Annotated in this window: 23 protein-coding genes and 1 pseudogene; 5 read left to right on the forward strand and 19 right to left on the reverse strand. The window is 36.6% G+C overall.

What is annotated here, in order from left to right; all coding sequences use genetic code 11:
* Positions 1 to 138: 138 nt before the first annotated feature.
* From BW946_RS10315 to BW946_RS10355, 9 genes are all read right to left on the reverse strand, one after another.
* Positions 139 to 1,467, reverse strand: coding sequence for a hydroxymethylglutaryl-CoA synthase family protein (locus BW946_RS10315; protein WP_076596105.1), 1,329 nt, complete (start codon positions 1,465 to 1,467; stop codon positions 139 to 141).
* Between the two features lie 170 nt (positions 1,468 to 1,637).
* Positions 1,638 to 4,148 carry a M1 family metallopeptidase gene (locus BW946_RS10320; RefSeq protein WP_076596106.1) on the reverse strand — a complete coding sequence of 837 codons (2,511 nt, stop codon included), beginning with the start codon at positions 4,146 to 4,148 and terminating at the stop codon, positions 1,638 to 1,640.
* Between the two features lie 25 nt (positions 4,149 to 4,173).
* A complete protein-coding gene (locus BW946_RS10325; RefSeq protein WP_076596107.1) occupies positions 4,174 to 4,392 on the reverse strand; it encodes a hypothetical protein in 219 nt (72 codons plus the stop codon).
* A gap of 227 nt (positions 4,393 to 4,619) precedes the next feature.
* Positions 4,620 to 5,414 (reverse strand): thymidylate synthase, encoded by a 795-nt coding sequence (locus BW946_RS10330; protein WP_076596108.1) that lies wholly within the window; start codon positions 5,412 to 5,414, stop codon positions 4,620 to 4,622.
* A 135-nt stretch (positions 5,415 to 5,549) separates the two neighbouring features.
* Positions 5,550 to 5,990, reverse strand: coding sequence for a hypothetical protein (locus BW946_RS10335; protein WP_076596109.1), 441 nt, complete (start codon positions 5,988 to 5,990; stop codon positions 5,550 to 5,552).
* A 134-nt stretch (positions 5,991 to 6,124) separates the two neighbouring features.
* Positions 6,125 to 7,474 (reverse strand): alpha-amylase family glycosyl hydrolase, encoded by a 1,350-nt coding sequence (locus BW946_RS10340; RefSeq protein WP_076596110.1) that lies wholly within the window; start codon positions 7,472 to 7,474, stop codon positions 6,125 to 6,127.
* A 227-nt stretch (positions 7,475 to 7,701) separates the two neighbouring features.
* Complete coding sequence (locus BW946_RS10345) at positions 7,702 to 8,298, reverse strand: IS1096 element passenger TnpR family protein (protein WP_076596111.1); 597 nt, start codon at positions 8,296 to 8,298, stop codon at positions 7,702 to 7,704.
* Positions 8,299 to 8,432: 134 nt separating this feature from the next.
* Positions 8,433 to 9,464 carry a sensor histidine kinase gene (locus tag BW946_RS10350; RefSeq protein WP_076596112.1) on the reverse strand — a complete coding sequence of 344 codons (1,032 nt, stop codon included), beginning with the start codon at positions 9,462 to 9,464 and terminating at the stop codon, positions 8,433 to 8,435.
* Between the two features lie 48 nt (positions 9,465 to 9,512).
* Complete coding sequence (locus BW946_RS10355; protein ID WP_076596113.1) at positions 9,513 to 10,187, reverse strand: response regulator; 675 nt, start codon at positions 10,185 to 10,187, stop codon at positions 9,513 to 9,515.
* Between the two features lie 325 nt (positions 10,188 to 10,512).
* Here BW946_RS10355 and BW946_RS10360 point away from each other — a divergent pair, with 325 nt between their 5' ends.
* Positions 10,513 to 13,302, forward strand: a complete 2,790-nt coding sequence (locus tag BW946_RS10360) for a TonB-dependent receptor (RefSeq protein WP_076596114.1) — start codon at positions 10,513 to 10,515, stop codon at positions 13,300 to 13,302.
* 44 nt (positions 13,303 to 13,346) lie between these two features.
* The gene (locus BW946_RS10365; RefSeq protein ID WP_076596115.1) at positions 13,347 to 14,756 is read left to right on the forward strand and encodes a hypothetical protein; all 1,410 of its coding nucleotides are present in this window, start codon (positions 13,347 to 13,349) and stop codon (positions 14,754 to 14,756) included.
* Positions 14,757 to 15,199: 443 nt separating this feature from the next.
* On the opposite strand, the pseudogene BW946_RS10375 reads toward BW946_RS10365, so the two are convergent.
* From BW946_RS10375 to BW946_RS10395, 5 genes and pseudogenes are all read right to left on the reverse strand, one after another.
* Positions 15,200 to 15,879, reverse strand: a pseudogene (locus BW946_RS10375) (amidohydrolase family protein); the annotation flags it as partial.
* A gap of 278 nt (positions 15,880 to 16,157) precedes the next feature.
* Positions 16,158 to 17,447: a glutamate-1-semialdehyde 2,1-aminomutase gene (gene hemL, locus BW946_RS10380; protein WP_076596117.1), complete on the reverse strand. Its 1,290-nt coding sequence runs from the start codon at positions 17,445 to 17,447 to the stop codon at positions 16,158 to 16,160.
* Between the two features lie 75 nt (positions 17,448 to 17,522).
* A complete protein-coding gene (locus tag BW946_RS10385; protein ID WP_076596118.1) occupies positions 17,523 to 18,581 on the reverse strand; it encodes a glucosaminidase domain-containing protein in 1,059 nt (352 codons plus the stop codon).
* A 15-nt stretch (positions 18,582 to 18,596) separates the two neighbouring features.
* A complete protein-coding gene (locus BW946_RS10390) occupies positions 18,597 to 19,505 on the reverse strand; it encodes a 1-aminocyclopropane-1-carboxylate deaminase/D-cysteine desulfhydrase (RefSeq protein WP_076596119.1) in 909 nt (302 codons plus the stop codon).
* A 246-nt stretch (positions 19,506 to 19,751) separates the two neighbouring features.
* On the reverse strand, positions 19,752 to 20,078 hold the full coding sequence (locus BW946_RS10395) for a hypothetical protein (RefSeq protein WP_076596161.1): 327 nt from the start codon (positions 20,076 to 20,078) through the stop codon (positions 19,752 to 19,754).
* A gap of 40 nt (positions 20,079 to 20,118) precedes the next feature.
* On the opposite strand from BW946_RS10395, the gene BW946_RS10400 reads away from it, so the two are divergent.
* The 3 genes from BW946_RS10400 to BW946_RS10410 all read left to right on the forward strand — a co-directional run bounded on the left by BW946_RS10400 (position 20,119) and on the right by BW946_RS10410 (position 22,990).
* Positions 20,119 to 20,301, forward strand: coding sequence for a DUF5522 domain-containing protein (locus tag BW946_RS10400; RefSeq protein ID WP_047434227.1), 183 nt, complete (start codon positions 20,119 to 20,121; stop codon positions 20,299 to 20,301).
* 1 nt (position 20,302) lies between these two features.
* A complete protein-coding gene (locus BW946_RS10405) occupies positions 20,303 to 20,830 on the forward strand; it encodes a DUF4136 domain-containing protein (protein ID WP_076596120.1) in 528 nt (175 codons plus the stop codon).
* Between the two features lie 369 nt (positions 20,831 to 21,199).
* Positions 21,200 to 22,990 carry an endonuclease gene (locus BW946_RS10410; protein ID WP_076596121.1) on the forward strand — a complete coding sequence of 597 codons (1,791 nt, stop codon included), beginning with the start codon at positions 21,200 to 21,202 and terminating at the stop codon, positions 22,988 to 22,990.
* A gap of 93 nt (positions 22,991 to 23,083) precedes the next feature.
* On the opposite strand, the gene BW946_RS10415 is transcribed toward BW946_RS10410, so the two are convergent.
* The 5 genes from BW946_RS10415 to BW946_RS10435 all read right to left on the reverse strand — a co-directional run bounded on the left by BW946_RS10415 (position 23,084) and on the right by BW946_RS10435 (position 26,276).
* Complete coding sequence (locus BW946_RS10415) at positions 23,084 to 23,800, reverse strand: hypothetical protein (protein ID WP_076596122.1); 717 nt, start codon at positions 23,798 to 23,800, stop codon at positions 23,084 to 23,086.
* A gap of 101 nt (positions 23,801 to 23,901) precedes the next feature.
* Complete coding sequence (locus tag BW946_RS10420) at positions 23,902 to 24,555, reverse strand: hypothetical protein (RefSeq protein WP_076596123.1); 654 nt, start codon at positions 24,553 to 24,555, stop codon at positions 23,902 to 23,904.
* A gap of 17 nt (positions 24,556 to 24,572) precedes the next feature.
* Positions 24,573 to 24,953, reverse strand: coding sequence for a hypothetical protein (locus tag BW946_RS10425; protein ID WP_076596124.1), 381 nt, complete (start codon positions 24,951 to 24,953; stop codon positions 24,573 to 24,575).
* Positions 24,934 to 25,494, reverse strand: a complete 561-nt coding sequence (locus BW946_RS10430) for a LemA family protein (RefSeq protein ID WP_076596125.1) — start codon at positions 25,492 to 25,494, stop codon at positions 24,934 to 24,936. The genes BW946_RS10425 and BW946_RS10430 overlap by 20 nt, the downstream gene beginning before the upstream one ends.
* Positions 25,494 to 26,276 carry a hypothetical protein gene (locus BW946_RS10435; RefSeq protein WP_076596126.1) on the reverse strand — a complete coding sequence of 261 codons (783 nt, stop codon included), beginning with the start codon at positions 26,274 to 26,276 and terminating at the stop codon, positions 25,494 to 25,496. Before BW946_RS10435 ends, BW946_RS10430 begins: the two co-directional genes overlap by 1 nt.
* Positions 26,277 to 26,281: the final 5 nt, after the last annotated feature.

The raw sequence follows: 26,281 nt of genomic DNA on the forward strand, positions 1-26,281 counted from the left end.
TTCTACAAGCTGAGAATTCCTTTTCCATGATCTGTTATTCATCATAACAATTAAAATTTACAGGGGTTTCATTGATAAAAAAAAGTAAAGCATCCCAAAGTATGATGAGATGCTTTTATATAATTTTATTGAATACACTTATTTCTGAAACCCATAATATCTGGCTCCTATTAAAACCGGATTTTCTGTTTCAATAGAGACAAGTCCAAAGCCTTTGTAATTTTTATTTACAGAATCTTTCAACTGTTTTCTGTGAAGTTTTTCATAGGTTTCAAAGTTTACAGCAGTTCTTTGGTTCAAACTTTCAAACAAATTCCATTTCTCTACTACTTTTTTCCAGTTCCCGGCAACTGTTCCAGCAAATACTTTTGATTTTGAACCACTTCCATACCCTACGAAACCAATTTCTTTTCCGGAGAGTTCTTCATTTTCGTTAAAAGATGTCTGTAATGCTGAAAGAAGCGCCATAAATATGGAAGCTGTGTACATATTTCCTATTTCTGAAGAGGCTCTCTGGGTCTTTTCTATCTTATCATTAATTAATTTCAGATAGTTTTCTGATTTAGCCACTGCTTTTTGTTCATCTGCTGTTTCATAGGAAAGGCCGTTCTCAAGGCTGTAGATTTCCGTAAAAACCCTTTTCCCATGGAACGCATAAGGAAGGTGGAAAATAATATACTGCCAGTTTTCATACGGTTTTTCCTGCCCGGTTATTTCTTTATAATGATAATAAGCTTCTTTTATTCTATCCTGATAGCACTGGTTAGAATATTGTCCGTCAAAAACTGGTTCGTCTGTAAAAATTTCAATCTTTTCAGGAAATGTTTCCGGAGCTCCATTCAAGTCTTCTTTTTTATATGATCTTCTCGGTTTAAAAAAATCAAAGACACTTTCTGAGGCTACTCCCCAATTATTTTCTATTTCAAGAAGATCCGGTTTTGAGGAAATCAAAAAAGCCACAGCACCGCCTCCTTGTGTATATTCTCCTGATGATGCCAATTCATATTTTGCATAATCACTGGCAATTACTACTGCTTTTTTATCAGGATTTACTCTTACAAAGTCCAGAGCGTTATGTAAAGCATCTACTCCCCCTACACAGGCAAAAGTCATATCAAGTACGTCACAGTTTCTGAAACATCTTGTTCCAAATTCTTCTTCCAATACTTTTTCTACCATCTGTACAGCATAGGAAGCTGTAGGTTTTGCAGCATCCACTGCGCTTTCTGTCCCAAGGTATACTCTTGCTATTTCTTCAGGATTGATTTGATAGTCTTTTATAAGCTTCAGTAATGCTTCTGCTGCAAAAGTGGCAGCATCTTCGTGAACGTCAGAAAGTCCCATTTTATGAAGACCTAAGCCTTTTTCCAATTTCGCTGGTTCTATTCCTCTTTTATCTGCTAAATCCTTAATCTCCAAATATAAACCAGGTACATAATACCCCGCTGCTTCAATTCCAAAACTCATAATTGTCTAAATTTTAAACGAATTTATGAAAGATAACACAAAAAACAGTGGTAAAAAATGCTAATTTTTGCAATATCATTAAAAATCAATGTATTTAAAAATATAATCCTGCAGTTTATATACATCTTCATCATACAAAGAAAGCCAGCAAATCTGCCGGCTTTATCTGTTTATTTATAGTTTTCAATTGCTTTATTAATGACATCAATCTGCTTATTGATACTTGCTGCGTTTTGTGGATTCTGTTTGAGCAGTTCCATTTTTTTACTCAAACCATCTTTCAGCATCTGAACCATCATCATTTTAGCCTGCGGATTGTCTGCCATTTGGTTTTTGGCATATCCTGCTATTTTTGTTATGCTTTCTGTTGCTTTCAGGTTGTCGGAAGTCATGATCCAGTTGAAACCATCTTCTGCGGCTTTTCCCAATTCCGGATTCTGGAATTTAATGAAGGGATAAAAAGTAGCAAGAGGTGCAATATTTTCGATCTGCGAAGTAATCTTGTTCTTAACAATAATCGGGAGCAATTGTGCCTGCAACGCATCAGAAGCTCCTTTCATATCAATTTTATCAGCCAGGCTGTTTGCTCTTGACGGATCAATAGAAAGAAGGGCACTCATTGAACTTCCTTTCACTGCATTCGAAACTGCATTCACTCCTTTTTCAAATAACGGAAGATATTTTTTATCTTTTGTCTTTCCTAAAGCCGTAATAGCTGCCGCCTGCACCAATGTTTTAGGATCATTGGAAGCCAGTTTTTCAACTTCGGCACCCATCGCCTTCATTTGTTCAGGATTAGTAAGGTCTATTACATTCAAAGCCTTTATTCTTACCCTGAAGAAAGGATCTTTCAATGCTGCTGCCAATAATTTTACAGCTGCAGGGCTTTTCCCGGTCTGATCTTTAATTCCGTTTAAAGCCAGATATCTGCTTTTGAACTCCTTAGAGTTGGTAAACTGCATCAGATTCTGTTCCGGAGTTTTAGTATCGGTAATATCAGCCAGTAAGACTCCGTCTGCATTGATATTAACAAGATCCGGTGCTTTAGAAACATCAAAACTGAATGTATTTTTTGCTTCTGCATTTACCCAGACATTGTATCTTTTAGGTTTTCCGTTGTCATAGATATCAATGGCCAGAGGAAATTCAAAGGGTTTTTCCTGAGTTTGATTAATGGTTACAGCCACCTGTTTTTTTACCGGCTCAAAGGTGGATGAGTAATTAATTTTAGGATTTCCGCTTCCGAAATACCATTGGTTAAAGAACCAGTTTAAGTCTTTACCCGATACTTTTTCAAAAGAAAGTCTTAACTGGTGTGCTTCTGCGTTCTGATATTCGTTGGTTTTCAGATAATCATTCATTCCTGCAAAGAAGGCATCATCTCCAAGATAATTTCTCAGCATGTTTAAAATCCCGCCACCTTTCTGATATGTTACGAGGTCAAAAACATCTTCCCTGGATTCGTAGTTGAATCTTACAAGATTTTTATTAAAATCTGAAGGATTATGGATATACTGATTTACGTCTGTCATGAGGTGATAATCGGCCTGATCTTTTCCGTACTTGTATTCATTCCAAAGGTATTCGGAATAATTGGCGAAAGATTCATTAACGGTAAGATTACTCCAGCTTTCTGCAGTTACCAGATCTCCAAACCAATGGTGAAAGAGTTCATGAGCAATAGTATCTTCCCACGTATTCTCATCGATGAGCTGTCCCGGCTTCTGAAGAATATCACTTCCATGAAGAGTGGCTGTGGTATTTTCCATTGCACCACTTACATAATCTCTTCCGGAAATCTGAGCATATTTCGCCCAGGGATAGTCATAATTCAGTTTTTTAGAGAAAAAGTCGATCATTTCCGGTGTATTTCCGTAGATCTGTTTAGCATAAGGCTCGTATTCCTTTTCAATATAATAATCAACCGGAATGTTTTTCCATTTGTCTTTTACAACGGCATATTCTCCCACTCCCATAAAGAAAAGATAGGTAGAATGTCTTTTATCCATCACCCAATGATCTGTTCTGAGTCCGTTGGATTCTTTTTGAGAATCTTTCATAATACCATTGGATAATGTTACATATTTATCAGGAACTGTCATATAGATTTCCTGGGTTGTCTTTTGGTTGGGTTTATCAATAGTAGGAAACCATGCAGAAGAAGATTCCGTTTCTCCCTGTGTCCAGATTTGGGTTGGCATATCCGGATCTGTTCCCTGAGCATTGATGAAATACAGCCCTTTTGCATCATTGATTGCCATGCTTCCCTGTTGCTTCACTTCATTCGGGCGGGATGTATATTTGATATACACTGTATACTCCTGATTTTTCTGATAGGTTTTATCGAGAGTAATTTTTAGAATGTCGTCTTTGTATTCGTATTTTAAAGGAGACTTTTTGCCGTTGTTATCAAGAGCCACTTCATGAATCAGCATTCCTTTTGCATCAAGGATAAGCTCATTGGTGGCATAGAAGTAAGGTGAAGCGGTAAGCCATTCTTCCCCATTCATCTGTTCTTTCTGATAATCAAAATTCACTTTCAGTTTTGTGTGCTTAAGCTCCGTTACTTTCGTGTGAGTAGCTCTGTATATTTTTTCTCTTCCTGAAGTTTCGGTTTGTGCTGATACATTTGTGGAAAATAAAATTCCAAGTATAGCAATTGATAAAATGGCCTTTCTCATCGGTCTGCTTTATTATTTTTTAGAATTATTTTTTTATGATGATGTCGAAAATGTCATTGACTAAAGTTTCATAGTCACCTTTTTTAAGCTGTTCTTTTGTTTTTGCAAAGGCTTTTTTGAGTTCACTTTCAGGATTTTCGTCATCCACTATTTCTGCTGATGCTACACCTTTCAACTGAAGTACTGCATTTTTCAGTACTTCAACATCTGCATTGTCTTCTATATTAATTTTTAAATACTTCATAATTTATTCTTAAGTATTTGATATTTATGATTTCCTGTCTGCCAACGGATCCCTTTACAAAAAGAATCCAACGAACCGGAATTGTTCATTCAAATGTAAGAAACAATTGCCAAAAGAAAGTGTAATAAAGGATTTATATTCCGATTCCTTAGTTTATGACCGCAGATAATGGCATCTATTAATAAAAAAATAGACGTAAATTTAAAAAATAAAGCGATATAAGAATATTAAATGGCTACAGGAGCTTTGATCCCCGGATGCGGATCATAATTTTCTAAAGTAAAGTCCTCGAAATCGAAATCAAAGATATTTTTAATTTCAGGGTTTAATTTCATTGCCGGAAGTGCTCTTGGTTCTCTTCCAAGCTGTCTGTTTACCTGCTCAAAGTGGTTATTATAGATATGAACATCTCCAAAACTGTGAACATAATCACCTACTTCAAGATCACAAACCTGCGCTACCATCATCAAAAGTAGTGCATAACTTGCAATATTGAAAGGTACTCCAAGGAAAACATCAGCACTTCTCTGATACAGCTGTAAGGATAATTTACCATCCGCTACGTAAAACTGGAACAGGGCATGACAGGGAGCCAAAGCCATGTTTGGAATTTCTGCAACATTCCATGCTGATACGATAAGTCTTCTGGAATCCGGGTTTTTCTTGATCTGATCGATCACTTCTGTAATCTGATCTACAATTTTTCCGTCTGCTCCATTCCAGCTTCTCCATTGTGCTCCGTAAACAGGTCCCAGATCTCCATTTTCATTCGCCCATTCATCCCAGATGCTTACTCCGTTATCTTTAAGATACTTAATATTGGTATCTCCTTTCAGAAACCAAAGCAACTCATAGATAATGGATTTTAAATGCACTTTCTTTGTGGTTACCAAAGGAAATCCTTTTGACAGATCATATCTCAGCTGATATCCGAAAACACTTCTTGTTCCAGTGCCGGTTCTGTCGGTTTTATCAGTTCCGTTGTCTAAAATATGCTGTAAAAGGTCCAGGTAGTTTTGCATTTTGAATGAGATTTTAAGTTTCAAATTTAGTAAAAACCATTAAAAAAAGCACTCACTTTTATGAATGCATTTTATAGCGGTGATGTTTATTTTCTATTAAACAGCTGTATATCTGCCATCTAACAGAAATTAATTTCACCATATATTTTCAATGGTCTGATGAATGGTATTCACAGTAAATGTTTCTCCTGTTTTTTTTCCGTGCATAACTTTCACTAAGGGTGATTCTGCAGAAACGGTCATGATTTTCTCGTTCTCAAAAACAATTTCTCCCATGGAAGCAGCAATATAGAACAATCCTTTATCGGTTTTTACCAATGCTCCATTCTGAACTTTTTCTGAATGATCCGAAGTTATTTTCTGCAAAACAGCCTGTTGGCTCAACACTTCGTTAAGCTGTCTCTGCAGATTATTGATTTCCTGCTGAAGCATTTCTCTTCCGGTTTCGTATTTGTCCCCCATTGAGCTTTTGGTATCATTGTTGGATGCCCGTGTTTCTGCGATCAGGTTTTCAAAATACCGGATTTTGTCTGCTGTTTTTGCTTTAATGATATTGATTATTTCCTGTTTGTTCATTTCAATGGACGTTTTTTTATGGTGAGCGGTAAAAACCACCCCGTCAAAATCATAGATTTTGACACCCCTCCAGCGGAGGGGAATTAAGTACTGCTTAGTGGCTATTCATTAAGATAAAGCCAAAGATCTAAATATTATTTTTCAAATACGGCAAAATCAGATACCTTGAAACTGAAATCTTTTCCATTGCTGAAATCTCTTTTGGTTTTATCAAAAACATTTCTGAATGTTCCCGACAGATGTTCGTCTTCAATAGAAAAGTTAACCGGTTCTTTTGACATGTTCAGAACAACCAAAACTTCATCATTGCCGTTTTTTCTTACATAAGCCAGAATTTTATCATTTGCTGTTGTATTAAGAAGGTAAGTTGTAACGTTGGTATCTCCTCCTCTTAAAGCCGGATTCGAAGCTCTCAAATCCAATACTGTTTTATAGAAATCAGCAACCTGATAGGTATTCGTCCATTTGATGGCATCTTTTTCGAAAAACTCCAGTCTCTTCATATTCGGAAGCTCCTGCCCTGAGTATAATAACGGAACACCATTCCATGTGGCGGAGAATACAGCCATTGGTTTTGTGATGACGCCATATTTTTCATATTCGGTTCCGTTCCACGAGTTTTCGTCGTGGTTTGTGGTAAACCAGGCTCTCATGGAGGCGTCTCCAATATTAGAATACTGTCTCAACAGATCCTTGAGCTCCTGAAGAGGTTCATTTTTTTTATAATAGTCGGCAGATTTGTGCATCCATTTCCAGGAATAGCTGGCATCAAAAACTTTTCCGTATTCCGGGCTTTCCAGCTCATCAAATTCTCCCAGCCAGAAAAGAGGTTTTATTTTTTCTACTTCAGGACGTGCCTGTTCCCAGAAGTCTACTTCTACCCATGAAGCAAGATCACATCGGAAACCATCAATATCGGTTTCCTGCACCCAGAATCTCATGGCATCTATCATAGCCTGACGCATTTCCTGATTTTTATAGTCCAGCTCAATAATATCGTCCATTCCGGAAGATATATGGAATTTTCCATCCGGATCTTTAAGATAAAATTCAGGATGTGTTTTTGTCCACACATGATCCCAGCCTGTATGATTGGCCACCCAGTCTATGATTACTTTAAATCCCAGTCTGTGTGCCTCATTCACCATATCTTTAAAATCCTGCAGTGTTCCGAATTCAGGATTGATGGAAGTGTAATCTGCAGCGGCATAAGGACTTCCCAGACTTCCCTTTTTATTCTGCTGGGCAATTGGGGTAATGGGCATGAACCAAAGTGTTTTTACGCCCATAGATTTCAGCCGGGGCATTTCTTTTGCAAATGCTTTGAAAGTTCCTTCCTGAGTATATTGTCTTATGTTTACTTCGTAGATATTTGTATTATGTTTCCAATCTTTTGGCAGTTCTGTCATCTTCCGTGTATTTTTTTGAGTGGTACAGGAAACAATTCCCAGACCAATTACAGCTAACAAAAGTAATTTTTTCATTAAACTATTTTTAACAAAAGTAAGGATTGTTTTTGGAGGGAAGCGGGAAAAGAACAAAATTGTAAAGGTAAAAAGGCAAAATTACTAAATGGTAAATTTATGAAAAGCTTATTTATGGAAAGGCAGAGGAAATCCGTTTACTTATTTACCAGTTTATTATTTTAATCGTTATGCATTTGCCATAAAAAAGCCCCGGATCAAAATCCAGGGCAGTATATTGTTGTTGACTATCTTTCGTCATCATTATCATCTTCATCATCAAAGACATCATCATTGTAGTCTTCTTCCTCATCATCATCGAAGCTGTCATCATCTTCATCTGCAAAATTTCCTCCTGCTCCAAAATCATCATCGAAGCCGAATTCATCATCTACCAATGGCATTGCTGATTTCTTTTTGCCACCTGCACTTCCGTTTTTGCCAGGAGCTTTCAACGGAACATTTCCAAATCTGTATACCGTGATTGGATAGTTCACGCCTTTTGTTTCTTCAATTACTTCAATAAGCTCACAGAAAAATTCCCAAAGATCAAGAAGCCCATACTGGAACTGTGCTTTGTCTCCTACATTTTCAAAAGCCTCATCAATGTAAACATCTGACATAATTTCGCCGTCACCATCATCACTCATATCTTCCAATGGGACACTTTTTACGATCGTTCCGTCGTCTTCCAACAGATTAAAGGTAGAAAGCTCATCTCCCTGCAGACTGAATGCACTTTTAATTCCTAAATGTAAGTTCCATAACGTTTGTTTTCCCTTAACTTCAATATCACGGAAAATATCCTCTTTCGCATCTAATATTACGCGGATTTTGTAAACCATATCAGTTTCTTAAATTACTTTTTTGCCTTTATAATTATGATAAATCTCTGTTGCAAATATATAATAAATGACATGTGACAAAAAAATATTTCAGGATTTTTTAAAATATTTTTTTTTCTTACATTTTGCCGGAATTATTTACTTTTCTCAAGCATAAAACTAAACTTTGTGCCTTCAAGGTAAACGCTTTCTACGGTAATATTTTCGTTATGAGCTTCAAGGATGTGTTTTACAATAGCCAGGCCAAGCCCGGAGCCGCCTTCTCTTCTGCTTCTGCTGGTTTCCACACGATAAAATCTTTCGAAGATTCTTGGAAGAATTTCGGATTTGATCCCCATTCCGTTGTCTATGACCTCTATCAGCACCTTATTTTTCAGGATACTGGTTTTTACAATCACTTTTGCTTCCTGTCTGTTAGCATAATGAATGGCATTGGAGATGAGATTAATAAAAACCTGAGAAATCTTCTGTTTATCAGCTTCTACAAAAATCTGTGGATGAAGGGTCTGAATCTGTAAAGTTGTATTTCGTTTTTCAGCTTCAAGATCAAGGAGGTCAAAAATCTCTTTGATCAGAAGGTTGACATCAAATTTTGAAACGGTAAGGTTGATTTCGCCAGCTTCCAGCCTATTGATCATATCAAGATCGGTTACAATAGCAATAAGTCTTTCTACCGATTTATCAATTCTTTCCAGATATTTATCCCGGATCGTAAGATTGTCTACTCCGCCTTCTCTTAGGGTTTCTACATATCCCTGAATAGAAAATAAAGGGGTTTTCAGTTCATGGGAAACATTTCCGATATATTCTTTACGGTAGCTTTCCATCTCTTTCATCATATCAATTTCAGATACCTGCTGCTGATTGAGATCTGAAAATCTTTCACCTAACTCTTTGATGGTGATATTTTCATCATGATTCTGTACTATTTCCTGCGGAAGAAATCCTGAAAGACCTTTTACCTGTTTTCTGCTGTAGTAATTGAAAAGGAGTTCCAGTACTACACAGTTGATCAGGAAGATCAGGACAATACAGATGAAAAGACCCGTTTTGAACAAAGGGGTCTTATAGTAGATATCTTTCAGCGAATCGAATACGACACCTAAAAGGAGCATTACCAGTGTCAGCAGACAGGAGGCAACGAGGGTAAGTCTGTAAAATTTCAATTTTACAACGTTTTAATGATTGAACGTAAAGTTAAGATTTTTAAATAATTAAACGATCAGTTTATATCCAATCCCTTTTAATGTCTGAATGGTATTGATCCCTAATTTTTCTCTTAGTCTTCTGATGTGAACATCAATGGTTCTTTCTCCTACAATCACATCATTACCCCAAACTTTTTCCAGAATCTCTTCTCTTTTGAAAACCTTTTCAGTATTGGAGGCCAAAAGGTAAAGCAAATCAAATTCTTTTTTGGGAAGAAGAAACTGCTGTCCGCTTTTGGAAACTCTGAAGTTATCTTTGTCGATAACAAGGTCTCCGATTTCGATGAGTTTAGCATTGTCAGAAACCTGAGAGGTTAGCTGCAATAATGCATTTACCTTAGAGATAAGGATTTTCGGTTTGATCAGTTTTACGACATAGTCATTAGCACCCGCCTGAAAACCTGCTAATTGAGAAAATTCTTCGCTTCTTGCAGAAAGGAACACAATAAGTGTTTTTTGCAGTTCTTTCACTTTACGAAGTTCCTGACAGGTTTCTATACCATCTTTTTCAGGCATCATGACATCTAATAAGATAAGGTCCGGAACAATTTCCTTTGCTTTCTCTATACCTTCATTACCATTGGTAGCGGTATAGATATCGTACCCTTCCTTTTCCAAATTGTAAGACAGAATCTCTAAAATGTCCAGTTCATCGTCTATTAAAAGAATTTTTTTGCTCATCTTCTAGTTTAAGAATTCCCACAAAATTAATTATTTCAATTGATTTCATCTATCCGCCAAATGTTAACTAATTATTAAAAAACAACATTTTAAACACAAATTACAAAATCAATAAAAAAAACAATAAATAAATATATAAAAATCAAATATAAGGAATAATATTCAATATTAAAACAAAAATTATAATTATATAAACAAAACATCGATAACTATAAAATCCATTCATTCGTTAATACAAACTTCATAATTAATTAAGATTCTCCTAAAGTTTTCTTAAAAACTTAGCCCTTATTTTGCCCTTGAAAAAGAAGTAAAAGAAGTAATAATGAAAAAACAACTCCACAAGAGCATCATGCTACTTGCCTTGTTTTCTGCTGGCTATGCTTTTGCACAAAGTCAGATTTTGGAAGGTAGGGTATTGGACGAGAAAGATAATACTCCTATAGAAGGTGTAAAAGTAAAGGTAAACGGTCAGGAAGTAACCACTGACATTTCCGGATACTACTCTATCAACCTTTCTCCCGGTGCCAATTACATTGTAACGGTAAGCTCCAATGGGTATAACAGAAAAGAGATCAGTGAGGTGATTATCAAAAATGAAGGTAATACTCACCTTGATATTGTTCTGGATAAGCCATCTACCAAAGAAAAAGAAATTGAGGGTGTTGTCATAAAATCAAATGCAAGAAAAGAAACCATAGCCTCTACCATCGGTTTACAAAAGAATGCGGGTGTAGTTTCTCAGGTTATTGGTGTTGAAGCTATTAAAAGAAGTCCGGACAGAAATACGGGTGAAGTTCTGAAAAGAGTCTCCGGGGTGAGTTTGTTTGATGGAAAATATATTGTAGTAAGAGGTTTATCAGACCGTTACAATCAGGCCATGCTGAACGGCATCCAGTTATCCAGTACGGAACCAGACAGAAAGACTTTCTCTTTTGACCTTTTCCCTGCTAACGTTATCGAAACCCTTGTGATCAACAAAACTTTCATTCCTGAATATACAGGTGAATGGGGAGGTGCATTGATTCAGGTAAATACTAAAGATATTCCTAATAAAAATTTCTTCAATGTACAGGTAGGCGTAGGAGGAAACACCGCTACTATGGGGCAGGAATTCCATATGCAGAAAGGAGGAAAATGGGACTTTTTAGGAATTGATGACGGTTACCGAAAACTTCCTACCAATATGCCTGCAAAAAACGCTTTCAGTATTCTGACTGAAGCACAGAAAACAGAGATCGGCAAAGGATATACAAAGAATCTTGGATACAACAGTATCGGTTACCCTGAAAACTTAAGTTTACAGTTAGACGGAGGTTTCAACACGAAGTTATTCGGAAAAGATTTAGGAGTAATTGCTGTTTTAAACTACAGTAATAACAAAAGAAGAACTGAATCTACCAACCGTTTCTTTACCATCAACAATCAGCTTGCTGATACCAACTTCGATTATTTTACAGAAAAATACAGCAATGATATTATTTTGGGAGGGATGTTGAACCTTTCTTTAAAGCTGAACAGCAACAATAAAATTTCCCTGAAGAATATCATCACCAACAATACAGTAAATCACATGTCCTTCAGAACTGGAAAGGACTTTGAATTTGATCCTATTAACGGAACAAACATCATGGCAAGGGAAATTGGATTTAAAGAAACTACTTTCTATAACTCTACCCTTTCCGGTAACCATAAACTTGATATTCTTGGCGGTCTTACCGTAAACTGGTACGGAAGCTTCGGGATTCTTGATCAATACATCCCTTTGCTACAGCGTTTGCAGTATAACCAATATACGAACATGCCGGGAAGCCCTTATTTAGCTTTGATTTCTAATGGTCTTTCTCAAAAATCAGGAAGTGTATTCTACTCTACGCTAAGTGACTATTTATATAATGCAGGAGGTGATGTATCCAAAACATTTACGATGTTCGGACAAAAACAAACGATCAAAGGTGGATATTTATTCCAGGTAAAAGACAGAATATACAACTCAAGACCGTTCTCTGTAAGACTTGAAAACTTCAATCAGGGATTGCTTTCTCAGCCTTTTGAAACGATCTTCAATCCTGGTAATTTTGGAACTAACGGAGGATTTACATTTGATGAAATTGCAGGAAACCAATACCGATATATTGCCAATACGATCCTTAACGCAGGATATTTACAGTTTGACAACAACTTCACACCATGGTTAAGAGCAGTCTGGGGATTAAGAGTTGAAAACTTTGACCAGCTGGTAGGAAGCACAAAAAAGAGTGATGACCGTTTTGTCAATACAAGAGTGACAGACTTTTTACCTGCTGTGAACTTGACATTCAAGGTAAATCCTAAAATGAATATCCGTCTTGCAGGTTCACAAACTGTTGTAAGACCGGAATTCAGAGAGGTTTCTCCTTTGGCTTATTATGATTTTGACCTTGGAGCAACTGTAATCGGTAACAAATCTATTGAAAGAACTAAAATCACGAGTGCTGACCTTCGTTGGGAATTCTATCCAAGAAACGGAGAAATTATATCCGTGGCAGGTTTCTATAAAAACTTCAAAAAACCGATCGAATTATACTTCAACCAATCAGGGGTAGGAACCAGTAACACTTTCAACTACCTTAACGTAGATAAAGCTGATGCTTATGGATTAGAAGTGGAAGCGAGAAAAAAACTGGATTTTGTAAGTGCTCTTAAAAACTTTACGCTGGGTGGAAACGTAGCATTAATTAAAAACAGAGTAACGGACGAAGCTACCAACATAGACAGACCAATGCAGGGACAGTCTCCTTACACGGTTAACTTAAGTCTTCAGTACGATACTGAAAAATCAGGTTGGTCTTCTACTCTATTATTCAACATGATCGGAAGAAGAATCTTATATGTAGGAAACGATCAGGTTCCACCAATCTGGGAAGCACCCAGACCTCTTTTAGACTTCCAGCTTGCTAAAAAATTATGGAGCAACAAAGGAGAAATCAAGCTGAATGTTTCAGATATCCTGAACCGTCGTGCTAAATTCTACCATGACCTGAACGACAATGGTAAGTATGACAGCAAAGATGCTCTTGCTATTGAAAGACTTACAGGAACCAATATCAGTTTAACACTGGGATACAATTTTTAATTCACTCAACAAATAATCTAATAAATAATTTAATTCTTTATAACATGAAAAAGTTCGTTTTATATTCTTTAATGCTTGGCGCTCTAGTATCAACTACCGCTTGTAGAAATATAGAAGAAGATGGACCTACCATTATTCAAAATGGAGGTAACGGAAACGGAGAAACTGAAAACCTTATTCTTTCAGGAAAAATCACTTCCAATACTACACTTAAAGCCAATAAAATCTATAAGCTGAGAGGACTGGTATATGTAACTAACGGAGCTACTTTAACTATTGAGCCAGGTACAAAGATTGTAGGTGAAGCTGATAAAAACGGAGCTTTGATCATTACAAGAGGGAGCAAAATCATGGCGGAAGGAACTGCTGCCAACCCTATTATCTTCACTTCAGAGAAACCAAGTCCTAAAAGAGGAGACTGGGCAGGGGTAGTAATCTTAGGAAACGCTCCTACTAATGCATCTTTCGGAGGAGCAAACGGAGTTGGAGAAATTGAAGGAGGTATTAACAACTCTGAAGGTCTTGGACTTTATGGCGGAACCAACGCTGCTGACAACAGTGGTGTATTAAAATATGTAAGAATAGAATATGCAGGATATGCATTCTTACCGGATAAAGAGATCAACGGACTTACGTTCGGGGGTGTAGGTAGCGGAACTACAGTAGACTATGTAGAAGTTGCTTATGCTAATGATGACAGTTTTGAGTGGTTCGGAGGAACGGTAAACTGTTCTCACCTTATTTCTTACAAAGGTCTTGATGACGATTTTGATACAGATAACGGTTTCTCAGGAAAGGTACAGTTTGGTATCGCAGTAAGAGATTCTCAGGTAGCAGACGTTTCTGGTTCTAACGCATTTGAATCTGATAATGATGCTAACGGTTCTACTTTAAATCCTCAGACATCTGCTACATTCTCTAATATGACGATTATCGGGCCAATCAACTCTGCGGCTTCTGGGTCTATCAACGCATTATTCCAGAATGCATTACAAATCAGAAGAAATTCTTCTATCTCTGTTTTCAACTCTGTATTCACAGGATTCCCTGTTGGATTATTCATTGATGCTACAAAAGGATCTCCAACAGATAACAATATTGTAGGTAATAAACTATTCTTTGAAAACAACGTTTTAGCAGGAATGCAAACTCCTTTAAAGTTCGGACCATCTACCTCTACTCCAACAACGTATACGTTAGCAGATCTTACAACCTGGTTTAATGCCAAAGGAAACACAATCCTTGCTTCTACTGCTGATGTAAAGCTTGCCAACGCATGGGCTCCTGCAGGAACTACACCAAACTTCGCTCCTGGCTCAGGTTCTCCATTATTAACAGGAGGTGCATTTACTAACCCTAAATTAGCGACTTGGTTTACACAGGTTACTTACAAAGGTGCTGTAAAAGATGCGAACGATACCTGGTATGCAGGATGGACAAACTTTAACTTATAACATCATCATATAAGTACCTAGATTTAATTTCAAATAGAAGGCCTCCGGAAGTATTTCCGGGGGCTTTTTTTATCGTTATTATGAGATATTACCAATATTAGGAATTTTGAATATGAATAGATGTTCACATTGTAAAAATACCGGATTGCAATTTGAACAATTATTTTTATGTTTAGACACATACCCTTCCTTGATAAGTTTTGGCTAAAGCCGGAGGAATATCTTTTTCCATTCAAACGGGCTAAAGCCCGTTCCTATTGAATATAAACAATCTCGAAATTCACCATCTGAAACTCTGATCCGGAAAATAAAAACCAGGATCACGAAAAGTCTAAACCCGCACTCCGGAACCCATTCAAAAAAAGCCACCCGAAAAGCTTCCGATGGCATTACAAAAAACAAGTGTATAAATATATATACTTCTGATTAGTTTCTCCAGAATAAATATCCATCTTCGCAGCTTCTTTCAAATAAGGTACGGAATCTGTATAGAAAACACCATGCTGTGGAAAGGCTACCAGCTCAGCTCCAAAGCTTTTCTTTTTATTTTCTAACGCTTTTTGCAAATTTTTTAATGACTGAAGTTTGGAAGTCGGTTCAATATTCACGTGGCTTCTTGCATAGGAAGTTCCCTTCGATTGTAATAGCTCGATCAGTTTTTCAGCTTTGAATGTTGATTTTTCAGCATCTCAGGAAGCATTTTCTGCTCCAGTTCTATCATTCCTTTTACTCCTCCGGCTCTTTTTTTAACGGACTGCCACTGATCTCCATAAAAGGTTTTATCAAGGTGAATATGCATATCTTTAAATGCAGGAAGCATCAATAGTCCTTTTGCATCTACAGCTTTAGCATTGGGTTGATTGGGTGTGATCTTTGTGATTTTTCCTTTTTCAACTTCTACATAAAACAGATCTGTTTTGGTAGAAGCTACTTCTCCATCCTGGTATTCAAACCTTGTTTCCAGACGAACATTTTTAAGGCTCATTTTTCCTTTTACTGAAAGATTTTTCTCATCGAAAGGCGATGCAGTCATGATATTGGGTATTAAAGTGAGCCCCGCTACAGCCAACGCTGAGTTTCGGATGAAATCTTTACGGGGGATCTTATTGTCTGAGGTCTTCATTTCCAATCTATTTAAGACAAAATTAAAAAGAAGTACTCTGAACGAAGTGTATGGTTTATTACAAAATCTGTATGATTTATGCTTTGTGTTGATTCCTTAGGGGAATGCTTTATGATCTACTTAATTTATCCACAACGCTTGTCATTACGCAGGAATCCAGATTATGATGTTTTTACGCTGTTGAGACTCCTACGGAGTGACAGAGATTGCGTTGATTTTTTTTTCAATCTAAACTTTCTTTTCCATAAAAAAACCGGATTTAAAATCCGGTTTCATTATTATTTATTTGAATATTCAAATTTTCTTACTGCTTCCAGTGTCATATCAATCTCTTTATCCTTGATGGCATCGCTGATGAAGTAAGTTTCATAACCGCTTGGCGGAAGATAGACTCCATTCTTAAGCATCTGGTGGAAGAAATTATTAAACAAAGAATGATTTGCTTCCTGTGCTTCATCAAAGTTGGAAACGCTTTTAATATGGAAGAATACAGACATCATAGAACCTTTTCTGTTGATTCTGTGAGCGATTCCTTTTTCATTTAAGATTTTTCCGATCTCAAAATCCAATGTTTCTGTTGTTTTCTCCAATCTGCTGAAAAACTCAGAATCATTTTTAATAAGCTGAAGAGTTTTTAATCCGGCTCTCATTGCTAAAGGATTTCCACTTAATGTTCCCGCCTGATAAACACCGCCTTTTGGTGCAAGATGATCCATGATTTCATTTCTACCAGCGAAAGCTCCTACCGGAAGCCCTCCTCCGATTACTTTTCCGTAAGTCACCAGATCAGCTTTTACATTGAAAAGTTCCTGAGCTCCTCCGAAAGCTAATCTGAAACCAGTCATCACCTCATCAAAGATCAATAAAGCTCCGTTTTCATCACAGATCTTTCTCAGTTTTTGTAAAAAATCGTTTTCCGGCAGTACACAACCCATATTTCCTGCAACAGGTTCTATAATTACCGCTGCAACCTCTCCCTGATTATGACGGAATAAATCTTCAACCTGTTCAAAATCATTATAACGCGCTAACAATGTATCTTTTGCTGTTCCAGCTGTTACGCCCGGAGAATTTGGATTTCCAAAAGTAGCTGCACCACTTCCTGCTTTAATCAGGAATGAATCCGAATGCCCATGATAACAGCCTTCAAATTTTACAATTTTATCTCTTCCTGTGTATCCTCTTGCCAGTCTGATGGCACTCATACAAGCTTCTGTTCCTGAAGAAACCATTCTTATCTGGTCGATATTCGGAACATTTTCAATGATGAATTTTGCAATTTCTGTTTCCAGTTCTGTAGGAGCACCGAAAGAGAATCCTTTCTCAGCCTGTATTTTCAGTTCTTCCAATACTTCAGGATGGGTGTGTCCTAAAATGGCTGGCCCCCATGAGTTGATATAATCAATGTAAGTATTTTCATCTGCATCGGTAAGGTAAGCTCCTTTTGCCGATTTCATAAAAACAGGCACTCCTCCTACGGATTTAAATGCTCTTACCGGAGAGTTTACACCTCCCGGAATGTATTTGTAGGCTTCATCAAATAAAGCCGAACTTCTTTGATACTTCATATATATTTAGTTGGTGCTGACAGCTGCTGGTTGGCATGTAATTGTCAACGATAAACTCTCAACAAAAAAATTAAATTAGTTTCGTGGTTTTTTGTCTATTAAATAAATAAGCTGTCCTGCAGATGGCTGCTGTCCTTCATCCATTCTGTTTTTAGCGTATAATTTATTTAATTTGATTCCGAATTTCTGTGCAATATCATGCATATCTTCTCCGTATTCAGCTTTATAGGTGGCTGTATTTCCGGTAGAATTTTTAGACTCAAGGAAAACGATGTCATTTTTCTTTAACGTTTCATTTTCCAGCTCATTCCACTTCATCAGTCTGCTTTCGCTTACTTTGAATTTGTTGGCAATGAATTTCACATCGGTATCTTCAGGAATTACAATATATTTCAGCCCGTCATTCGGGTGGCTTTTGATAAGAATAGAATTCAGAATTTCAGCTTTCGTTTTAATTCTCTCTACTCTTTTTTGTTGTTGTGCGTAAGAGGTTTGTTTGTAAGGGACTTCAACGGTAACAGGTTCTTTCACTTTTCTGGTTGCTTTTGAAGGTTCCAGCTGTGCCATGAAAGTTCTGTCGTCTTTCAGATCCGGGTACATTTTAAGAACAGCATACAATACTTCATTAGAATTGGTATTGTCATATTCATATAACTTATACTTTTCAATTTTGGAGATAAGAATGGAAGCATAGCGCGGATTGGTAGCGTACCCTGCTTTTTTTAAGCCGGTTGCCCACGCTCTGTAATCTTTCATATCCAGTTTGAAAAGGTTGGCGTAATATTTTCTTGTGGATAAAAATATAGAATGGTCTTCATAAGACTGTCTTGGATCATCGTACACACGGAAGCATTCGTTAGGTGCATCATCGGTATGTTTCATTGTTCTACCGGTCCAGTCTTCTTTACATTTTATACCGAAGTGATTTTTACCTTCCTGTGCCAGTCTGCTCTGTCCGCCCCCGGTTTCCAATAATCCCTGGGCAAGGGTAATAGAAGCCGGAATTTTATATTTTTCCATTTCTTCTACTGCATATTTAGCAAACTTCTGAATATACTGATCTTCGGTTGCCCAAGTCTGGGCTGAAAATTTTGATAAAACTAAAAGGCTTATGGATAGAAAAAGTCTTTTCATGTTTTTCAATTTTACTTATATAATTAAATTTCTATTCTGTTTTTCCAACAGTAAATTAGCTCCTTCAATTCCCTGTAAACCACCAGTATGAAAGCACAAAACCTTACTGTTTTCAGGAAAATATCCTTCTTCTATCAGTTCAAAAACTTTCTCCATCATTTTCCCTGTATAAACCGGTTCCAAAGGAATACCGTACCTCTCCTTGAAATCATTGATAAAACGAACGTTTGCATCATTTATTTTACCATAACCTCCAAAACATGAATCTATTAGATTAAAATTCTGTCTCAAAGTTAATTCAAAAATTTTATTTTCCAGTGAAGCATCGTTAACGGCTTTAAATCCTATAACTTTCTGATTCTCTTCACAAAATTTTGAAATTCCTGCAATGGTACCTCCGGTTCCAACTGCGGTGCAAAGATAGTCAAAATCTTTTGTTTGTTCATTGAGCATCATTTTCACTCCCTCTACAGCGTCTTTATTGGTTCCTCCTTCAGGAACTATCAAAGCTTCAGGAAACTCCTGCTGAAGGAATTCTGTCAGTTTTTCTTTGTGACGGTATTCTTCACGGGTGACAAATTTCAGGTTCATTCCATTTCTTTTTGCAAAAAGCAAAGTAGGATTATCACGCCATTTATGCTCCAGTTCTTCTCCTCTGATGATTCCCAGTGTTGGAATACCTGCCATATTACCTACTGCAGAAACCGCTGCAATATGATTGGAAAAAGCGCCTCCGAAAGTAATGATGTATGGATTATCAGGAACTTTTTCCAGATAGTGATTCACATTGTGAAAGAGTTTCCAGTATTTATTGCCTGAAATCAACGGATGAATCTGATCTTCCCTTTTAATAAAAAGCCTAATGTTTTTCTCGATAAGAATTTCCTGGATAGAAACAGGTTCTGTGGGAAGTTTTAATAGCATTTCAATTTTACGACACAAGATTATTCTTTGCAAAAGTAGTAAAAGATTTAATCTTGCGGGATTTTGTTTGTTTTCCCACAGATCATACAGATTTTCGCGGATGACTGTTTTGATAATTTTAGGTTTTGGCTAAAGCCGACTGAATTTTTTATTTATTTGATAAACGGGCTAAAGCCCGCTCCTATTGAATATAAAGAACATCAAAATTGATATCCAAAAACCAAATCCCAAACCCCAACATTCACTTTACAAATATTTCCTGAAGTTCCAGAATTTTCTTTCTTTGAGATAATTCATGCTGTTTTCGTTGGCGTAAGCTTCTCTTTCAAAGGAGATTCGTCTATAAGCCACATAACCGTCTTTCAGTTTGAAAAACCAGTAATAGTATTCGATAACATAGAAAATATAGAAGAAAATAATGAGCATTTCCAGTTGTTGCTGTAAATGAATTTTTTCGTGATTGATCAATACATTATTTTCCTTATCTTCGGGTTTCCTAATGAAGATAAAGGGAAAGAGAGCGATGCCATTAATTTTTAATTTTTTTAAAGGCTTTTGGCATACAATTATCATAGTAACAAATATAAAAAGTTTTTTGACAAGCATTTAACTTATGGCCCATTATGACATCAAAGAAGGTGAAGACTTCTACTATAATGAACAGGGGTACAAGGTTTTTACAGAAAAATTTCATCTGAAAAGAGGATATTGCTGTAAAAGCGGCTGCAGACACTGTCCTTACGGGTATGATAAAAAGACTGATACATTCATTAAAAGTGATAAAAAAAATAAATAAAATGAAAAAATATATTTTTATTTTGTTGGCATCTGCTACATTAGGCTTAACTTCTTGTAGCCCTTTTCAGATACGTTCAGATTATGCTGAAACCGCCAATTTCAATTCTTATAAAACCTATAAAATCAGAATTGATGATCTAAAACTGAATGATATTGATAAAGACAGAGTACTGAATGAACTGTCGAGACAGCTTCAGAGCAAAGGACTTCAGTCCGGAGAAAACCCTGATCTGATTATCAACGTAAAAGCAAATCATAAAAAGATTACTGATATCAATTCTTCTTCTCCTTACGGAATGTGGGGTTGGGGCGGACCATTCGGATGGGGCGTTGGCATGAACAGAACATGGACAACCAACTACAATGAAGGCGCTCTGATTGTTGACCTTATTGATGCAAAAAGCAACAAACTGGTTTGGCAGGGTATCGGAAGCGGAATTTCTGTAGATTCTCCAAAAGCAAAACAGAGACAGATTCCAGAGATTATGGCTGAGATTATGAAAAATTATCCGCCACAAAGAAAATAACATTAATATCATCCATTATATAGCCGGTACTTTTTGTATCGGCTTTTTTTATGGATAATTATTTGTTTATCCCGCAGATAGCACAGATTTGCACTGATAGCTGTGGATATAATCTTTCATTATTTAAGTTTCGGCTAAAGCCAAATGAAATCGTTTATTTTTAAACCGGGCTAAAGCCCGGTGCTATTGAATATCCAATATTGAGGATAGATTATAAAAGTCATAATTCAAATATAAAACGGAATCTCATACAAAACCTCATTATTCATTACTCATCACATATTTACATGCAGTGCATTTAAAATTAACGATTTCGTAATTTTTTATTCACAAAAATTGTAGTATTCTTGCTGAAACTTAATATTAATTATGAAAAAAATCATTTTATTTTCTGTATTTGCAGGGCTTGCCCATGCTCAGGCACCTGCAGGATATTACAATTCTGCCAACGGACTGAGTGGCGCAGCACTAAAAACTGAATTAAGCAGCATTATCACCAACGGACATACTGATAAAGGATACAGTGGACTGTGGACAGCGTATAAAACCACGGATATTGATAAGGACTATGAAAATGATGGTACTATCCTTGATATTTATTCTGAAAAGCCTTCAGGCACAGACCCTTATAAGTATAATCCGGGGACCAACCAGTGTGGAACGTATTCTACTGAGGGAAATTGTTATAACAGAGAGCATATTGTGCCTCAAAGTCTTTTCAATCAGGCATCTCCAATGGTAGCGGATATTCATTTTATCAGAGCTACAGACGGAAAAGTAAACGGAATGAGAAGCAATTATCCTTTCGGAAAGGTAGGAAGTGCTTCTTTTACTTCTCAGAATGGTTCAAAACTTGGCACCTCTGTTTCTTCAGGATATTCAGGGACGGTATTTGAGCCGATTGATGAGTTTAAAGGAGATGTGGCCCGTATGATTTTTTATTTTGTAACACGTTACCAAAGCAAACTTTCTACTTTCTCATCAGGAAATATGTTAGGAAGTTCTACATTCCCGGGATTACAGACCTGGGAACTGAATGTTCTACTGGCATGGCATAATCAGGATCCGGTTTCTCAGGCTGAGATCAAAAGAAATAATGCATCCTATACTTTTCAGGGGAACAGAAACCCTTTTATTGATAACCCGAATTATGTTAACCTTATATGGGGTTCTCAGCAGCCCTCAGGTGACACTCAGGCACCTACTGCGGCAACAGGTCTGAATGTTTCAGGAACAACTTCCGGCAGTATTTCTCTTGCATGGAATGCTTCTACCGATAACGTAGGCGTAACAGCTTATAATGTTTATATGAACGGAAGTCTGCAAACAACTACAGGTTCAACTTCAACAACCATTTCAGGGCTTACTCCTTCTACAACTTACAGTTTTTATGTAGTAGCGAAGGATGCGGCAGGAAATTCTTCATCAAACAGTTCAACGGTTTCCGGGACTACTAATTCAGGAGGGACTACTCCAGGTACGAACTGTGCCAATGAAAATTTTGAAACAATCCCTGCAGCCAGTTCTACCTATACAACCAGAACATGGAGCAATGGTGGTATTTCCTGGACAGCAACGGATGCAAGAACAGATCAGACTATTAACAATAAAGCGATTACGGTAAGAAACGGTTCTTTAACTTCCGGCACTTCAGCAAACGGTATTGGCTCTTTGACGGTAACTACACAGCTTAAATTCTCAGGAACCAATGGTACTTTTGATGTAAAAGTAAACGGAACAACCGTAGGGACAATTCCTTACAGTACTTCATCTACAACGACGACCATCAATAACATCAATCTTTCCGGAAATGTAGTGGTAAGCCTTGTTAATAATTCATCAAGCAACAGAGTGGCTATTGATGATCTTGCATGGACATGTTATTCCGGATCAAGTGCAAGAATGGCTCAAAGCACAGCTACTGAAACTACTTCTAACAGTTTTAAAATCTCTCCTAACCCTATCACCAATCAGGAAATCTTTGTAAAAGGAGATCTTGAGAAGGTAAGAAAAGCTGAGATTTATAACCTTCAGGGGAAAACTCTTCAGACGATTGACCAGCCTTTCAGAAATGGAAACTCTATTAAAACCAGAAATCTTGGTCAGGGAGTTTATATTTTGAAGCTGGATCAGGTAACGATGCAGTTCTTAGTAAAATAATTCAAATACTGATTTGATATAAAAATGCCGGTTCTTTTTGGACCGGCATTTTATGTTTCTATTAAACTCCTGTAGATTTTTGCGTATTGAACGTTATAAAGAAATCTTATCCAGATCCGGATATCCTGATCCTTTTAATAGGTCTTTCCATTCTTTATTTTTGAAAACCAAGAGATTGCAGCGGTATTCGTCCGGTTTATTATCTATTTTGGTTTCACAGTAGTAATAGAGCATATCTCTGTTTCTCCAGATGGCAACTTCCTGTCTGAATTTATTATGAGTCTGAATGATTTCATTGTCTTTAACTTCAGATTCAAAACCTTCACGGATTGTATCAAAACTCGGTTTTTGAAGTGTTCTATTCAGGTTATCCAAAAGCGCTTTTTTTTCATGCTCTGTATAAATATCTAGCTGATACATTCCCAATTCATTTTCTTTTTCATTAGCAAGCGGGCCGATTTCCTGATCTACTTTTCCAAAATGCAGAAGGACTTTATTGATATTTTTATTATTTTTTCCTTCTAAATCTATCCCGTTGAAATGTAATAATTCTTTTGATGAAAAAGCCAGCTTTTCATTTCCGATCAGCGTAACGTCAGTGGTACGTAAAGCATCCTTAGCCGTTGCTCCGGCAGATTTTAAAATTTCATTGATATTCTGTCCTGCTTTAAGCTGTGCAAGATTAAAGGGCTCTGTTTGTATACCTCCCTGTGTTTCAACCAAAGACTCACCCTCTTTATTTTTCTGCTGGCTACATGATGCAAGACTCAGGCAGATTACTGGTATTAATACATATTTCAATTTCTTCATAATGCTAGTGTTAATATCCGGTTATTAATAATAAACAGAAAAAACAGGATTTAAGTATCAGGAAACGGTTCTTTTATTACTCTTCTCTTGACTGCCGCCTTTTAATTCATGTACTTGTACCATGGAGAAGCCGGAGGGGTAGGATATTTTAATCCAAATACAGCATTATTACGGTAAGCATCTTTTGATACAGAAATATATTTATTTCTTATTTTCCCATCATCTTCAATGGAGATACTTAGTATGGAATAATTTTTCCCATCATCCCAGAAAAAAGAAGTTGGATAAGTAAAGGAATTTTTCTCATTTTGATTCCATGAGACTTTTTCCGGAGAAAGTTTTTTAAGTTTTTCAAAAATAGGTTTTACCAGTTTGGCATCTATCGGTGTTTTATCGGTGATAGAAGCGGTGGGATTTCCATTCTTTTTTACTATTTTTTCTACAAATTCCAAAGAATATTTTTCGGCAGCATTGGTGTCGAGTGCTCCTACTTTTCCTTTGTATAAAGTAATCCTTGTTCCCATGGTATTATCTAATGGTATATTTCCATAGGTTATTCCTTTATTTTCATCAGCATAATATTGAATGATATCAGCTTTTGCTCCATCTTTCAGAAATAAGTCTTTGTTTTCAAAATCATACTTCTTTGCATCCTCCCCTAATGAAACTGATGACAGGTCAAATGATTGATTTCCACAACAGATATTGATCAATACTACAAAAATCAATACCAGCACTCTTGCTTTTTTCATCATGCTATATTTTTCTAAAATTACTGATTTTGTCTTTCCTTAATTATTTTAGACCAATCACTAAACATTTTGGTAATAGTATTGGCATTGATTAAACTGAAAACAAACATTCCCGTAAGTATCGTAAGCCAGCAATAGGCCAGTTTCACTCCATTTTTATCAGTAATAAAGAAAAGGATAAATATGGTCAGTGTTCCTATTATAAATGTAAAAAGCAAAGTATACATCAATACATGAATGATGTACATATTGAATTTCAGTTTTCTAAAGATCCATCCTATCACTGCTATCGGAATAAGCAGCAAAATGGGTACTAACATCGCTCCGAAAATGGTTGCTTCCGGGTAAGCAGCTATTTTGCCTTCTAATCCGAAAAAAGTATTAAAACTGAACCCCGTCATACTGTTTTTCTTCGTTTGTAATTTCCAGTAAAGTTTTATCTTTATAGCCTAACATTTTCGCCAGTATAACATTGGGAAATTCATGAATTCCAATATTATAAAGGTTTACACTGTCATTGAAAAATTCTCTTCTGTCTGCTATTTTGTTCTCCAGATCGGAAATTCTTTTCTGCAGCTCAAGAAAATTATTATTAGATTTCAGTTCCGGATAGTTTTCTGAAACCGCAAAGAATGAAGAAAGCGCTTTTGAGGTCTCGTTGGCAATCTCGGTTCTTTTATCAGCATCCGTACTGTTATTATAAAAAGTTCTGAGTTCTGTAAGGCGGGCAAGAATCTTTTCTTCATAGTTCATAAAATGTTTTGCCACAGTTACCAGGTTAGGAATTTCATCTGCACGCTGTTTCAGCACAACATCGATATTTCCGTAGGCTTTATCAACATTAAATTTCAGCATAACCAGTTTGTTGTAAAGATTAATTAGAAAGCTGATGATAACTACCCCCAGCAGAATAAGTAATATGATTGCGACCGTCTGATTCATTATTGTGTAAGTATATAAATAATTATTAAAAGGATGATGGAACAGGTAAACATAAATGACCTCAGCAATGGCTGGTATTTATTCCAAACCGTGATTCCTGATGAGGAAGTAATCCCAAGGACTTTATAATGTTCATCTTTTCTGATGAAAGGTACTCCGTTTTTAGAATCGGCATAGCCTACCAGCAGCATCTTCTGACCATCTTTTAAAAGAGTTTCTTTGTACCTTTTACCGCCGTAGCTGCTTACATTGGTTTCTTCTAATAAAACCAGCTCTATTCCTTCCGGTTCTACTTCTATGATTCCTGTGTCATCTTTAACCCGGAAGATATTGCATTTCGTTTCCCTGTGAATGGTTCTGTAGCTTTCTTTTCCGTCTGAATCTCTGTCAATATCCTCAATCGTATAGTAATATCCAATACATGCTTCATTATTTACCGGTGAGAATAAAGGAGTTTTCATCACCAATGTTCCTTCAATTTCTGCCAGTCCTTTTGATACAGAATGGATCTTCGAGGTGGGAAGTGATGACTGCAGGCGTAAAAAACGTTTGGCAGCATTCGGCTTCATTAATATGATAAAGATGAAGACAAAAAAAAGTAAAGGAAAAAAAACGATCGCTTTCTCTGCATAGCTGTCATAGTTATTGGAGATTTCAGAAGCATATTCATGCAGCGGCATTTTATCTTTGAAAATAATCCACAGAATAAAATAAATAAAGCCTGCGGCTATTATTCCTAAAATACTATATACGATGTATGGTCTTTCCTTTTTAACTCCCATTTATT

The sequence above is a fragment of the Chryseobacterium sp. RU33C genome, assembly GCF_900156015.1.
Lineage (GTDB): Bacteria > Bacteroidota > Bacteroidia > Flavobacteriales > Weeksellaceae > Chryseobacterium > Chryseobacterium candidae.